General features: G+C 67.0%; 10 protein-coding genes and 4 pseudogenes. 6 read left to right on the top strand and 8 right to left on the bottom strand.

What is annotated here, in order from left to right:
• The 3 genes from PH203_RS42035 to PH203_RS42025 are packed head-to-tail and all read right to left on the bottom strand — an operon-like array spanning position 1 to position 1,349.
• Positions 1-573 (bottom strand): hypothetical protein, encoded by a 573-nt coding sequence (locus tag PH203_RS42035; protein ID WP_289927381.1) that lies wholly within the window; start codon positions 571-573, stop codon positions 1-3.
• Complete coding sequence (locus PH203_RS42030; protein WP_289927380.1) at positions 570-971, bottom strand: transposase; 402 nt, start codon at positions 969-971, stop codon at positions 570-572. Before PH203_RS42030 ends, PH203_RS42035 begins: the two co-directional genes overlap by 4 nt.
• Positions 972-1,016: 45 nt before the next feature.
• Positions 1,017-1,349 (bottom strand): hypothetical protein, encoded by a 333-nt coding sequence (locus tag PH203_RS42025; protein ID WP_289927378.1) that lies wholly within the window; start codon positions 1,347-1,349, stop codon positions 1,017-1,019.
• A 72-nt stretch (positions 1,350-1,421) separates the two neighbouring features.
• Between PH203_RS42025 and PH203_RS42020 the strand changes: the two genes are divergently transcribed.
• The 4 genes and pseudogenes from PH203_RS42020 to PH203_RS42005 form a co-directional block, all read left to right on the top strand.
• Positions 1,422-1,904, top strand: a complete 483-nt coding sequence (locus PH203_RS42020) for a winged helix-turn-helix domain-containing protein (protein ID WP_289927377.1) — start codon at positions 1,422-1,424, stop codon at positions 1,902-1,904.
• 53 nt (positions 1,905-1,957) lie between these two features.
• A pseudogene (locus tag PH203_RS42015) lies at positions 1,958-2,218 on the top strand (IS630 family transposase); the annotation flags it as partial.
• 219 nt (positions 2,219-2,437) lie between these two features.
• On the top strand, positions 2,438-3,523 hold the full coding sequence (locus tag PH203_RS42010; RefSeq protein WP_289927376.1) for an IS110 family transposase: 1,086 nt from the start codon (positions 2,438-2,440) through the stop codon (positions 3,521-3,523).
• Between the two features lie 17 nt (positions 3,524-3,540).
• A pseudogene (locus PH203_RS42005) lies at positions 3,541-3,837 on the top strand (transposase); the annotation flags it as partial.
• Positions 3,838-3,940: 103 nt separating this feature from the next.
• On the opposite strand, the gene PH203_RS42000 reads toward PH203_RS42005, so the two are convergent.
• On the bottom strand, positions 3,941-4,255 hold the full coding sequence (locus PH203_RS42000; RefSeq protein ID WP_289927375.1) for a putative quinol monooxygenase: 315 nt from the start codon (positions 4,253-4,255) through the stop codon (positions 3,941-3,943).
• Positions 4,256-4,969: 714 nt separating this feature from the next.
• Positions 4,970-7,813: a BTAD domain-containing putative transcriptional regulator gene (locus tag PH203_RS41995; RefSeq protein WP_289927374.1), complete on the bottom strand. Its 2,844-nt coding sequence runs from the start codon at positions 7,811-7,813 to the stop codon at positions 4,970-4,972.
• A gap of 192 nt (positions 7,814-8,005) precedes the next feature.
• Between PH203_RS41995 and PH203_RS41990 the strand changes: the two genes are divergently transcribed.
• Together PH203_RS41990 and PH203_RS41985 are read left to right on the top strand one after the other, a co-directional pair.
• Positions 8,006-8,929 (top strand): hypothetical protein, encoded by a 924-nt coding sequence (locus PH203_RS41990; RefSeq protein WP_289927373.1) that lies wholly within the window; start codon positions 8,006-8,008, stop codon positions 8,927-8,929.
• A 72-nt stretch (positions 8,930-9,001) separates the two neighbouring features.
• A complete protein-coding gene (locus tag PH203_RS41985; RefSeq protein WP_289927371.1) occupies positions 9,002-9,484 on the top strand; it encodes a hypothetical protein in 483 nt (160 codons plus the stop codon).
• A gap of 388 nt (positions 9,485-9,872) precedes the next feature.
• Here the strand turns inward: PH203_RS41985 and PH203_RS41980 are convergent, their stop codons facing one another.
• The 3 genes and pseudogenes from PH203_RS41980 to PH203_RS41970 form a co-directional block, all read right to left on the bottom strand.
• A complete protein-coding gene (locus PH203_RS41980; RefSeq protein ID WP_289927370.1) occupies positions 9,873-10,340 on the bottom strand; it encodes a hypothetical protein in 468 nt (155 codons plus the stop codon).
• A gap of 40 nt (positions 10,341-10,380) precedes the next feature.
• Positions 10,381-10,512 (bottom strand): annotated as a pseudogene (locus PH203_RS41975) (IS5/IS1182 family transposase); the annotation flags it as partial.
• A gap of 159 nt (positions 10,513-10,671) precedes the next feature.
• Positions 10,672-12,366: pseudogene (locus PH203_RS41970) on the bottom strand (reverse transcriptase domain-containing protein); the annotation flags it as partial.
• Positions 12,367-12,516 lie beyond the last annotated feature (150 nt).

The following is a 12,516-nucleotide window of genomic DNA, read 5'->3' as shown; positions in this document are numbered from 1 at the left end:
CTAGTGACGGACCAGGTCGGCGAACGCCTGAGCGACGTCGCAGGCCCGGGTGGTGCCCGGGCAGGCGAGCCGGACTTGGAGGAGTCGCTCGTCCTGGCTTTCGGTGGGCGTCTCTCGGGGCCGCATGATCCACGAGGTGATCTTGCGAGGGCTCGGGATGTCGGCCCGGACCGGTTCGGCGGTGCCCGCGCGGAGGGCGGCAAGGTGTTTGCGGGCGACCTGGCGGCTGTCGCGGTAGCCGGCAGCCTGGATCCCCAGGAAGAGCCGGGTGCCGCTGGCCTGGCCTTGGGCTTCGGTGAAGCGGGCGTTGAGGTATGCCTTGACCGGCTCCAGGACGCCGACCGGGCGGCGGTCGCGGGCGGAGGCCAGCAGCTCGTCGAGGTCGGTGTCGCGGAAGCGGCGCACGGTCTTGCGGTCGAGGTTCAGACGGCGGGCGACGGCGCTGATCGTCCAGCGTTTCTCCAACAGGCGGTGGATGTCCTCGGAGCGGTGCCGGGTGCGTTCGATGATCTGAGTGCGGGGCAGTTCCGGGGGCGGTAACAGCATCGGGGGCGGCTCCGGCACTTTGGTCACTGTCTCCTCCTCGGCACGTTTGCGCAGGCAGTCTCGGTGCCGATGACACGTCTTCTCCACCGCATCGGACAGGTGCTGCAACAGGTGCCAGCGATCAGCCACTTCAGGGCATGGGGAGCGGCTTCCTTGACCGCCTTGGTGTAGGCGCTGGCCCGGTCGCGGCAGATGATCTCGGCTCCGGGATGCTCGGTGAGCCCGGCCGCGAGGGTCGCGGAGGTGCGGTCGGGCAGCACGTCCACGACCCGGCCGGCCTCGACGTCGACCAGCACGGTGCCGTAGGTGCAGCCCTTGCGGAAGGCGAACTCGTCCACCCCCAGCATCCGCAGCGCACCATCCGGCACCGTCAGCAGCCTGAGCAGCCGGGTACGGCCCGCGACCAGCTGCAGGCGGCGGCACAACCGCGCGGCCGGACATCCGCCAAGCGCGATCGCAATCGACCGGAGTCATCCTGTCAGCCCGGTGCTGGAACGACGGTGCCGCTCGGACAGACCCGGCACCTGCTCGACGAACGTCTTGCGGGAACAGCTCTTCCGATCACAGAAGTACCGGCGAACCCGCAGCAGGGCTAGGACCCGGTGAGTGCCCAACGGCCTTTCATTCAGGGTGCGTTGATACGCGCTGTGCGTGCGCCTCGCCTGTTTCCGGCAGTCCGGGCACTGGCCCGGGCGAGCGGTGGACACCGCCTCCACCACCAGGACGTCGGAGGAGTCGCTGACGCGCTCCACTCGCACATCGATCCCGGGAAACAGCACAGCCTCGACCGTCTTGCTTGCCATGCCGGGATAGGACTCCGTTACTGATCTTTTCGGGTTGTTGTCGGGGACTGATCCCTGCGGTAGGCCGGTTGTATGCGGTACGCGCAAGGCGGCGGGTTGACCGCCGAGCGGCGAGAGTTTCGCGAGCGCATCCGGTACGAGGCCGGCGAGCGGTTCACGCGTGACGAGAGGACCGCGGTGATCGCGAGGGATCTGCGGGTGAGCGAGCGGTCGGTGGAACGCTGGCGGCGTGCCTGGCGGGAGGGCGGGATGGACGCTCTCGCCTCCACGGGACCTGCGAAGCTGCCCAGGCTGTCTGACGGTCAGTTCACCGAGTCGGAGAGGGAGTTGGCCCTGGGGCCCGCCGAACACGGCTGGGAGGACCAGCGGTGGACCGTGGCGCGGATCAGAGCGGTGATCGCCGTCCGGCTCGAGATCGGCTGCTCGATGGCGGCGGTGTGGCGGCTGCTGCACCGACACGGCTGGTCCTGGCAGTCTCCCGCCCGCCGTGCGCTGGAACGCGACGAGCACGCGGTCGAGCTGTGGAAGAAGGACGTGTGGCCGCAGGTGGAATGACTGCCGCGGCGCTGGGGGCCTTCGTCGTCTTTGAGGACGAGGCCGGGTTCTCGATGACACCCCCGCAGGCCCGCACCTGGGGCCGGCGGGGGCACACGCCCGTCGTGCGGGTCCGAGGCCGTTCCTGGCGTCGCTGGTCGATCGCCGCCATGTGCTGCTACCGGCCGGGCGAGGCATCCCGGCTCATCTACCGGCCGCGCCGGCATCGCAAGCACCGGGGCACCGGACGCAACAGCTTTGCCTGGAGCGACTATCGTGACCTGGTCGTTCGCGCCCACATTCAACTCAAAGCCCCCATCGTCCTCGTCTGGGACTGTGAGAATGACGGTGTCTCGTTCGAACCACGGTCTGGCTCGGTCTGGGACTGACCTTGCTGTCCAGAGAGTTGATCTGCCGACCGTGGTGCGAACGGGCATGCCGACCCGGCGAACGGACGTGTCTCCATAGGGGCTTTCGTACTCGGCATCGTCACAGTCTTGACCGCCCGTATCCGTCGAGCCGGTTCTCCCTAACCGGTCCGGACGGAGGCACTCATGACAACGGCGTCGGTCGATCATCGTCCCAAAGAGGCTGTTCACGGCAGCCCCTGCGAACTCGTCCTGGGAGTCGATACTCATAAGGACGTCCACGTTGCCGCTGTGCTCACCGTGCTGGGTGCCCTGCTGGCCACACGATCGTTCCCGACAACCCGGGCCGGGTATCGGGACCTGCTGGCATGGGCTTCCTCCTTCGGAGTGGTCGGCCGGGCCGGTGTGGAAGGCACGGGGTCCTACGGAGCATCGCTGTGCCGGTATCTGATAGCCCAGAACGTGCGGGTCATCGAGGTCGACCGGCCAGACCGTGCCACGCGTCGACGACGTGGCAAGACCGACACCATCGACGCCGAAGCGGCAGCTCGTGCGGTATTGACGGGCCGGGCCTGCACCCACCCCAAGTACAGCGAAGGCGCTGTCGAAGAACTCCGGGTGGCCAAAATGGTCAAGGACTCCGCTGTCAGCGCCCGCACGCAGGCCATCAACCAGCTCAAAGCGATCCTGGTCTGCGCGGATCCTCATCTACGTGAAAAACTGGAACCGTTGCGCAACCCGGCGCTGTTCGCCACTTGCGCCCAACTCGACCCCGAGCACGGTGTGGTGCACCAGGCCCTGCAGCTCCTGGCGGTGCGTATCCGTCACCTGTCCGAGCAGATCAGCGTCCTCATGAAGCAGATCACCCTCATTGTCCGTGCTCTCAACTCCGATCTGCTCAAGGTCTTCGGGGTGGGCCCCGACAGTGCGGCAGCTCTCCTCATCGCTGCGGGAGAAAACCACGACCGTCTCACCAGCGAGGCGTCCTTCGCCGCCCTCTGCGGTGCGAGCCCCGTCGAGCATTCATCTGGCAAGAGCCGGCACCGCCGCCTCAACCGCGGCGGCAACCGGCAAGCGAACGCGGCGCTCTACCGCATCGTCCTTACACGCCTGCGCCGCGAGGAACGAACCCAGCACTACCTCGAACGACGCAGTACCGAGGGCAAGACCAAGCGCGAGATCATCCGGTGCCTCAAGCGTTACGTGGCGCGAGAGATCTATCAGTACATTCGGGCCATCCCACTGCCACGACCGGAACCAGTGACCGGTTGACAGCACATAGGGGCATCAATCTCAACACCCACCGGGCTGCCGGGATGCGCGAGTATGCGGACGCACACGACTGGCTCACCATCGTGCATCTCCCCTCCTATGCACCTGACCTGAACCCGGTGGAGGGCATCTGGTCGCTGTTACGGCGCGGCCCACTGGCCAATGTCGCCTTCACCGATGACGACCACCTCGAACGCACCCTCCGCCGGGGCTTACGTCACATCCAGCTCCGGCCCGACCTGATCGATGGGTGTCTCGCCGGAACCGGACTCACCCTCACGCACCACCCGACAACAACCCGAAAAGATCAGTAATTCAAAACCGGTGACCGTGGCCCCCATGATGTGGCCGGCATTTGACTGGATCTTCACGCAGAATCCTCCCTGGTGACGGCATTTACCGGAGTTGGTGAGCGTGTCAGCGCAGCGCGGCCTTGTCGTCCGTGCCGTAGCCGAGCGGGGTGATGACGCGGATCTCGGGCTCGGCGGTGAGCAGTTCTCCCACTCGGCTCATCGCTTCGGTGAGAAAGGGAGCCTGGCTGTGTTCGTCGATGGCCTGCTGTGAGGCCCACTTCTCGACGAGCACCATGGTGAGCGGATCGGCGGCGTCCTCGTGTGCCGCGTAGGTGAGGCAGCCGGCGTCCTCGTGGGTTTGCGAGACCACCGACGCGATGACCTTCCGGGCCTCGTCCGCCCGCTCGGCGCGCAGACGCAGGGTACTGATCACGATCATGGATTCCACCGCTGGTCCTCCTCGCTGTGCGGACCGGCAGATCCGGCGCGCAGTCACTGAAGCACGCATGCGGCTGTGGGCGGAACCCGCGTTATCGCAGGGTGGAAGAGGTCCAACCAAACGGCTTGGCGAGGGCCACGGGCCTTGTCCCCGAAGAGTGGATACCTGTTCGTGTCGTTGTGCGGCAAGCGCCAGGGTGGCCGACTGCTGTTCGTAGGCGATCGGTGCCTGTTCGGGTGGTCAGGGGCAGCTTGGACGGCGGGCCGTTGCTGCCCGTACTCGATTCCGTCCTGCTGAGGGCGGCCGCTGAGGGCGGTGTCCGGTTCGGGGCGGTTGGCGCAGCGGGCGGCCTGCATGGTGCCGGGGGCGGACGGTGGGTGATGGGCGTCGCCGACGTCCTCGCGGCCGTCGAGGCCGAGATGTCTGCGCATGCACAGACCTTGGTGGTCCTGCGGGCCGCTGATGCGGACTGGTTCTGCCTCAGTTCCGCCGCTGAGTTCGGCGCCCATGTCCGGGCGAGGGTGTGGGTGCCTCCTGCCTCGGCGCTGATGCCGTCCTCTCGACGCCGACGGCTGTTGCAACGAGATCTAGAACCCAAGCCGGAAGGCGGGGCCAGTTCAGACCGTTAACGCCACCCGGACCCTGTTCGTGATGTTGTACTACCAGCGAGGTGCGAACAGGCGATCCGTTCGCGGCGGCGGACCACATGCGCTGTCAGCCCTCGACGATGCGGCTGAGTCGTGCGCGCAGGTCGTCGGTGCCGGGCTGGTCGAACCCTTCGAGGATGTCCAGCGCGCCCCGCCAGGCGCGGGCGGCGGCCTCGGGGTCGTCGGTGGCGTGGTGGGTGTCGCCCAGGTGGGTGAGGGTTGCGACCTCGCCGAAGCGGTCGCCCACCTCTCGGAACAGTTCCAGGGCCCGGCGATAGCAGGCGAGGGCCTGGTCGTGGTGGCCGAGCTGATGGTGGGCGTAGCCGTAGGTGTCCCAGGCCGCCGCCTGCAGCATGCCGTCCCTGGTACCTTCGAGCAGGCTCAGCGCCTCTGCACATCGGGTGAGTGCCCGGGGGTCGCGTTGCGTGGCGTAGTACCAGCCGAAGTTGTTCAGCACCCGGGCCTGCCCGACCTGGTGCCCGGCGGTCCGGAAGTCCTCAAGGGCCTGCAGCAGATGGTCCTTGGTGTCGTAGCGGCCTTCCAGGGAGCGCGCGGCAGCGATCGCGGCCCGGGTGTCGCCCTGGCCGACGACGTCGTGGGTACGGCCGAACAGCTCCAGGGCCAGGTCGAAGTGGGCGTGGGCCTCTTCCAGGCGCCGCAGTCTGGTGTGGGCGTGGGCGAGTGCCACGTGGGCGTGGGCCTGGCCGGTCACGTCGGACGAGCGGCGGGCGGCGGCCAGGCCGATGTGCTGACTCGTCAGGAAGTCCTGCGCCGTGCCGCGCCGCTGAAGGTAGGTGGCGAGGCCCCGCGCCAACTGCCAGGCATGGGTGTCCATTTCAGTGTCGGCTGCCTGGCGCAGAACGGCGAGAAGGACGGGGAGTTCCGCGGCGAACCAGGCAAGGGCGTCAGCCCCTTCGGTGAACCGCACGCCGTGTGTCCCTGGCCCGGTCGCGAGCGGGACGATGCGCGGACGGTACGGTTCGAGCACCTGATCAGCGGCGTGGGCGGTGGAGACGTAATGGTCGAGCAACCGGTGTAAGGCAGGCCGTTGCTCGCAGTCCGCGTCGAGTGTGCGCGCCAGTTCGGCGGCGTAGGCACGCAACAGATCGTGCAGGGCGTAGCGGTCGGGGAAGCACTCGGTGACGAGGTGCGCGCGGCTGAGCTCGGCCAGCGCATCCCGCACCTCGTCGAGGCCGAGTCCACCGAGGCTGGCGGCGGCCGGGGTGGAGATTTCGGGTCCGAGGTGCAGGCCCAGCAGGGCGAACAGCCGGGCGGCGCCCGGACCGAGTGCGTCGTAGGACCAGGAGAACACCCGGCGTACGTCCGCTGCTGGGTCGTCGCCGTCGCCCGCGAGCGCCGCGAGGCTGCCGCGGGCGGCGGAGAGGTCGGCGGCGAGCCGGGTGAGGGAGAGCGTCGGCCGGATCGCGGCGCGGGCGATGGTGACGGCCAGGGCTAGCGGGAGGCGGGCACAGCGGGTGATGATCTCCGTCACGGCGTGCGGTTCGGCTGTCAGCCGGTGTTCGCCGATGCGGCGGGCCAGCAGTTCGCGGGCTTCGGCCGGTGAGAGCAGGTCGAGGGCGATGGGGTGGGCACCCTCGGTGGCGACCAGGCCGGTGAGCCGGTTCCGGCTGGTGACCAGGGCAAGGCAACCTGCCGAGCCGGGCAGCAACGCCCTGACCTGGTCGGCGTCGGCGGCATTGTCCAGCACGACCAGGACGCGCCGCCGGGCCAGCAGACTGCGGTAGAGGCCCACCCGCGCCTCGAAGTCGACCGGGATGGCCTCGGCCGGAATACCCATCGCCTCGAGGAACCCGCGCAGGGTCCGGTCAGCGGTGACGGCGACCCCCGAGGGATCGAAGCCGCGAAGATTCACATACAGCTGGCCGTCCGGGAACCGGTCGGCCACCGCATGGGCCCAGTGCACGGCCAGCGCTGTCTTTCCCACTCCCGCCGTCCCCCAGACGACGGCGACGACCGCTGCCGACGACGGCTCCATGGTTGCGGCCAACAGGTTGTCCAAAACCGCCAGTTCTGTGTGCCGGCCAGTGAACGCCGCTGTCCTCAGCGGCAGTTGCGCCGGGGCCGTGTGATGCCGGGCAGGTTCGTCGATGACGTCGACGACTGCGGTTGCGGGTCGGGTGGGCAGGACGGGGGCGTCGCGCAGGATCGCTTGATGCGCCTGCTGTGCTTCGATCCCCGGATCCGTGCCCAGCTCCTGGGCCAGCCGCTTCTGGAGCACGGTGTACAGGGTCAGGGCTTCAGGCCCGCGTCTGGCGAGCTGCAGCGCCCGCATGAGCGCCACTGTGAGGGGCTCGACCAGCGGATACTCAGCGACCTGGCCGGTGAGAGTCCCGATCACCTCCGCCGGACGGCCGAGCCGTAACTCGGCCTCGGCCCATTCCCGCGTGGCCTCGATCCGCTCCTGCACGCAGCTGGCGCGGGTGCGCTCCGCCCAGGCACCGGCCAGCCCCGCCAGCGGCTCACCGCGCCAAAGCCCGAGTGCCGCACGCAACATCACGACCCGTTCGGCGTCCGTCCGGTTGTGGACCCGTGCGTGTTCGACCAGTTGACGGAAGCGAAGCACATCGACGTCGGCGGGCGGTACGTCCAGCATGTACCCGCCGGGCCCCCGCCGCAGCTGCGGCGGTGTGTCGGTGCTGGCACCGTCGGAAGGGACGAGGTCTTTCAACGTCCTGCGGATCCGCGAGATGTAGGCATAGAGAGAGGGCCGCGCCTGAGCGGGCACGTCCTCTCCCCAGACCCGGTCGATCAGTGTCGACATCGACACCCAGCGGCCGGCGTCCACCACCAGCGCCGCGAGGACCGCGCGTTGCCTGCCGGGCCCGGGATCCGCGCAGGCGCCGTCGGCGCCATGGATCTCAACCGGGCCCAGCAACAGAAATCCCGTCACGTGCTTCTCCCGAAAGCCACTTCCCCGTGCCCGGCCGTCGGCGCTGGTCCACGCCGACCGACGTCGCTGACCAGTAAAGCAAGGTTTAAGCAAGGTTCCCGCCCACATTCGAGCCACACAGTAAGGGCGGCGCTTGAGAGGCCGGCCGGGCTGACGGGGCTCGGTCGGCCGTTCAACAAGGGGGAATGCACGGTGCATTGGCAGGGTTTTGTTGCCGCCAGGATCACTGCGCTTGCGGCGTTCGGCACGGCCGTCACGGTGCTGACGGGGTGCCTCGCGGACACCAGCGGCACTGCGGGTCCGGTACCGGGGCGGGAGCTGACACGGGCCGAGGAGCGTCGGCTGGAGCAGGCCGAACACCTCCTGATCCAGCGGTGCATGGCACGAAAGGGCTTCGAGTACCGCGTATGGCCCCAGGTAGACGCCGACACGGACCGCGCCTTCAGGTATCGCGTCGTGCAGGACGACATCGCATGGGCGCGCGAGCACGGATACGGCGAACAACTCCGGCGGGCGTTCTTCAAGATGAAGAAGCACAACGAACGCCTCGCCGCCCAGAACGCCCTGACTCCCGTCCAGCGTGAGCGCTACACCACGGCGCTTCTGGGCAGCCCCGGCACGCCGATGCTCGTGGTGCGACTGCCGTCCGGTGGAACCGTTCGCAGCCCGAACGGCGGCTGCTCGGGCACTGCACGCACTCAACTGTACGGCGATGCCAAGGCCTACTTCGAGGCCGACAGGGTCGCCACCGACCTCGTCGCGGCATACCTACCGAAGGTCATGCGCGACCCGCGGTACACCGCCGCTCTGCAGGCCTGGGCCGGATGTATGCGCAAGGAGACGGGAAGTGCCTACGCCGACCCGGAGGCGGCCCGCGCCGATGTGAGGAAACGAGCCAAGGGACTCAGCGCCTCACGGGCCCACGAGATCGAGGTGGAAGTCGCCGTCGCGGAGGCCACGTGTGCCTACAGGACACCGCTGCGCTCCACTCTGACCGGGCTCGACCGAGAGTACGGCGCCCCTTTGCGTGAGCGGTATGCGGACGCCATCACGACGAGCAACCGCTTGAAGCTGGCCGCGCTGCGCCGGGCCGACGATCTCGCCCTTGGCACCTGACCGATGCTCGTCCCCAGACCTCGGCCAGCCAATCGGGACTTGGCCGACCACCAAAGAGAACAAGGAGACACCATGCACAAGATACGCGTCCTCGTCGCGGCAACAGCCGTGAGCGCGGCAGCGGGCGCCCTGCTCGCGGGCCCTGCTCAGGCAGCCCAGGACGGCGTCACGGGCGTACACTGCGACAGCCTGTACCGCTCCTACAGCGGTGACGGCTACGTGCGGGCTTACGACGCGGTGGACTGCTATGAGCAACTCGGCGCGGCCCAGGGCGACGACACCAACTGGAACGATGTCTCAGGTCCGTTCCGAAGCCCGTCCAACGACAAGGCGACATCGCTGCTGAACACCGGCACCTACTCCGGCGGCGTCAACAACGTGCAGTTCTGGGAGAACGCGGGTCCCGGAGGACACACCGGCTGCTTGCGCTGGGGCGAACTGTACGTCGATGACCTCCGGGACAACGCCCTGGTGTTGGGCAGCAGCGTGATCAACGCCAACAACAAGATCAGCGCCCACCGCTGGTCATCGGGTTGCACCAACCCCTTGACCTGACCCCATCACCAAACTCACGCGAACACACCAGAGGGCCATCCGTAATCCCACGGATGGCCCTCTGGTCAGCGACGGGCTGGCGGGAGGTGAACCAACGATCCGTTTGTCCCGAGTGAGATTGAGGATCGCCCCCACTCGCGACCAGAGGCCCTTCTCCAACCTCAACCACGAAACGGACAAGAAATGACGTTCCGCACTCTCAGCGCGTACCGTTCGCGGTGAGGGAAGCGACGGAGTGGATGTTGGCGCGGTCGACGAAGGCAAAGGCGGTCAGGGAACCGCTTTGGGATCGGTCGAGTCCCTACCGAACCTGGAATGATTCAGTCGTTTCTTTTGGTGTGCGTGAGGGCTGGCTGCTGGTGAGTGGTGGGCGTGGCCGTGGCTGGTGTCACTGCGTGTGTGGGAAGGCTGTTCCAGCCAGAGTCTTTGCGGCGAGGCGTACAGCGTTCTCCCAGGCCCGGACCTCTTCGGGGGACATGAAGTCGAGGTGGTACTCCAGGCCCACGGCCGCCACGAACTCCCGCTCAGTATCTGTCAACGCCTCGATCCCCTGCCAGACTCGATCTGCGGCCCTCTTCGGTGACAAGGCACCGGCGGTCAGCTCTGTCGCCATGTGATGCAGGAGGCAGCGTTCAGCGGTCTCGTAGTCCGGGATCTGGATCCCGAACTCCTCCATGGTGTGCCCGAAGAGCTGGCGGATCTCTGCTGGGTGCTCGCACCGGGAACGGCCGGCCAGGTCGTGCAGTGAAGGAGAGTCGTGGCCAGCAGCCAGTAGGTGGGCCGCCAACATGGGCAGGTCTTCCTCGCAGATGAGGTTCGCCGCGTACCTCCAGGCGATGGTGGCTGGCTCGTCCATGAGCGAATCCTGACCGAGGGGAACACCCCTGACCAGTGAGTTATCGGATCCGTGTGAGGCGCCGATGGCCGATGAGGAGGGCAGCGATGCCCACGAAGGCCAGGAAGTGCTCGGGCTTGCGCTCGTAGCGGCGGTGGAGACGGCGGCAGCCTGCCAGCCAGGACGTTGGGTCGGCCGCGCGGCGAGGTGCCTGCCGGTGCAGGTCCTGTTCCGCGCGGCCTCCCGCCGAGTGAAGTAGGCCGCCGACGAGGTGCCCGTGGCGCGGGTCCTTTTCCGACGGCCCCTTCCCGAACGGCACGGGCCAGTTTCCCGGCATACCGCTCTCCAGTAGTTAATTCCGGGTGGGTGCTGTACTTCGCCCCGCGTGGATGTCCTGGTGACAGCGTTCGCAGACCACGAGGGTCTTGCGTTTCCGCATAGCCATCAGGTGTACCCACGAAGGCCGTTCTCGCCGTCCTGGCTTATTGAGATCGGCGAGTTTGCGGACGTGGTGGACTTGGAGTCCGGTACGTCCTTTGCATATCTCACACTGCCCGGCAAGGAGCCGATGGATCAGCTCATTGCGTCGGGCTGTAGCCATGACCGGCTGGCGATCGGTGATCACGGCCTTCTGCTGCCGCTTGAGTGGAATCCCGCCGAAGCGGGCGACCAGCGGTTTCTTCCCGTCGCCCCGCTGCACCGTGACCTGGAAGCAGGGCCGCTGGCCGTCAGGGGTGTCGATGGATGCCTTGTAACGGCGGGCCATCTTCCTCACGGTCGACTTGTGCTTCCCGGCCAGGGTCTTGAGCATCGAGGTCTCCATGACCCAGCGCAGCAGTTCCAGGCGGAAAACATCCTGGGCGAGAAGGTAGTACTGGACGAACCCGCGGAACTCAGCTCCGTATTTCGCGACGATCGTGAAATCATCGTCGTGCAGCAACGGGCCGCGCTGAGAGGGTTTTCCCTTGCTCATGTAGCGTGCGCATCGGTCCCGGATGATGGTCCTGGGCACGAACAGGCCGATGACGCCGTTGACCATCCTGCGATTCCGGGTGATCTTCGTGTCGCCATGCTGGGCCCTGAGTTCGTAGCCGAGGAAATGCGCCGCCTGGCTGGTGGCGTGCGTGATCAGGGTTTTGGAGTCGGAGAGTTCCAGCCTGAGTTCATCACGCAGGAACGTTCGTATCCTCGCCTTGATCTCCTCGGCCTCGCGCTTGGGACCGGCAAACCCGAGCAGGAAGTCATCGCAGTACCGCACGTACCGAAGCCGCCGATAGCCGGGGTCGTCAGGGTCCTGGCTCGGCAGGGCACGGAACTCACGCCGCAGCGCACGCACCGCCTCCCGGTCTCCGTGCCGTCGGGTCCTGGCCATCCGATTCTCGACGCTCTGATACGCGGGATACTTCCGTCGCCTCTTGCCCCGGTTGTATTCCGGGATCAGCTGCTGCTCAACAAACCGGTCGAACCGGTCCAGATAGACGTTGGAGAGGATCGGTGACGCGATTCCGCCCTGCGGACAACCGCTGAGCGTGTCGTTCCACCGCCAGTCCTCCAGGTATCCGGCCTTAAGCATCCGGTCGATCAGATGCAGGAACCGGCCATCGTGGATCTTCTCCGCCAGCGTCGAGAGCATGACCGAATGGTCAAGGCTCCCAAAGCGGTTGGAAATATCGCCCTCCACGAACCAGTGCGTTCCCTTCCAGACCGACACCACCTCATCCAGCGCGGTGTGGCAGCCCCGCCTGGGACGGAATCCGTGGGAGCGGTCAGAGAACTGGACGTCGTAATACGCATCAAGTAGCAGGCGTACAACTTCCGCGACCAATTTATCCGACCACGGAGGCATGCCTAACGGGCGTTTCCCATGTTTCTTCGGGATGTAGACCCTTCTGGCCGGAGACCACCTATAGGACTCTGCACGCAGAGACCTGATGATCCTGTCAATCTTGGCCAGGGACATGCCGTCCACGGTTTCCCTGGTGACCCCAGGCGTCATCGCACCTTTGTTGGCGTAGATGCGCCCGTAGGCCAGCAGGAACAGATGAGGGGCCTCGCGTTTTCCGGACAGGCATCTGACTGCCTATTTCACGCGGCGATTCGCAATTTCTCGTACTCGGCGTGAACTTCGCGTGGAGGTCGGTAACCCACCGCCGAGTGAAGGCGTTTGCGATTGTACCAGAACTCGATGTAGCGAGTG

Source organism: Streptomyces sp. S.PB5 (assembly GCF_030403745.1).
Lineage (GTDB): Bacteria > Actinomycetota > Actinomycetes > Streptomycetales > Streptomycetaceae > Streptomyces.
The sequence above is the reverse complement of the archived record's forward strand: the minus strand, read 5'-3'. Positions and strand labels throughout refer to the sequence as shown.

What these genes read in the sequence shown, in the direction of transcription:
- PH203_RS42025 (WP_289927378.1), bottom strand. Translation starts at nt 1,349, where the DNA reads ATGGCAAGCAAGACGGTCGAGGCTGTGCTGTTTCCCGGGATCGATGTG.
- PH203_RS42020 (WP_289927377.1), top strand. Translation starts at nt 1,422, where the DNA reads ATGCGGTACGCGCAAGGCGGCGGGTTGACCGCCGAGCGGCGAGAGTTT.
- PH203_RS42010 (WP_289927376.1), top strand. Translation starts at nt 2,438, where the DNA reads ATGACAACGGCGTCGGTCGATCATCGTCCCAAAGAGGCTGTTCACGGC.
- PH203_RS42000 (WP_289927375.1), bottom strand. Translation starts at nt 4,255, where the DNA reads ATGATCGTGATCAGTACCCTGCGTCTGCGCGCCGAGCGGGCGGACGAG.
- PH203_RS41985 (WP_289927371.1), top strand. Translation starts at nt 9,002, where the DNA reads ATGCACAAGATACGCGTCCTCGTCGCGGCAACAGCCGTGAGCGCGGCA.
- PH203_RS41980 (WP_289927370.1), bottom strand. Translation starts at nt 10,340, where the DNA reads ATGGACGAGCCAGCCACCATCGCCTGGAGGTACGCGGCGAACCTCATC.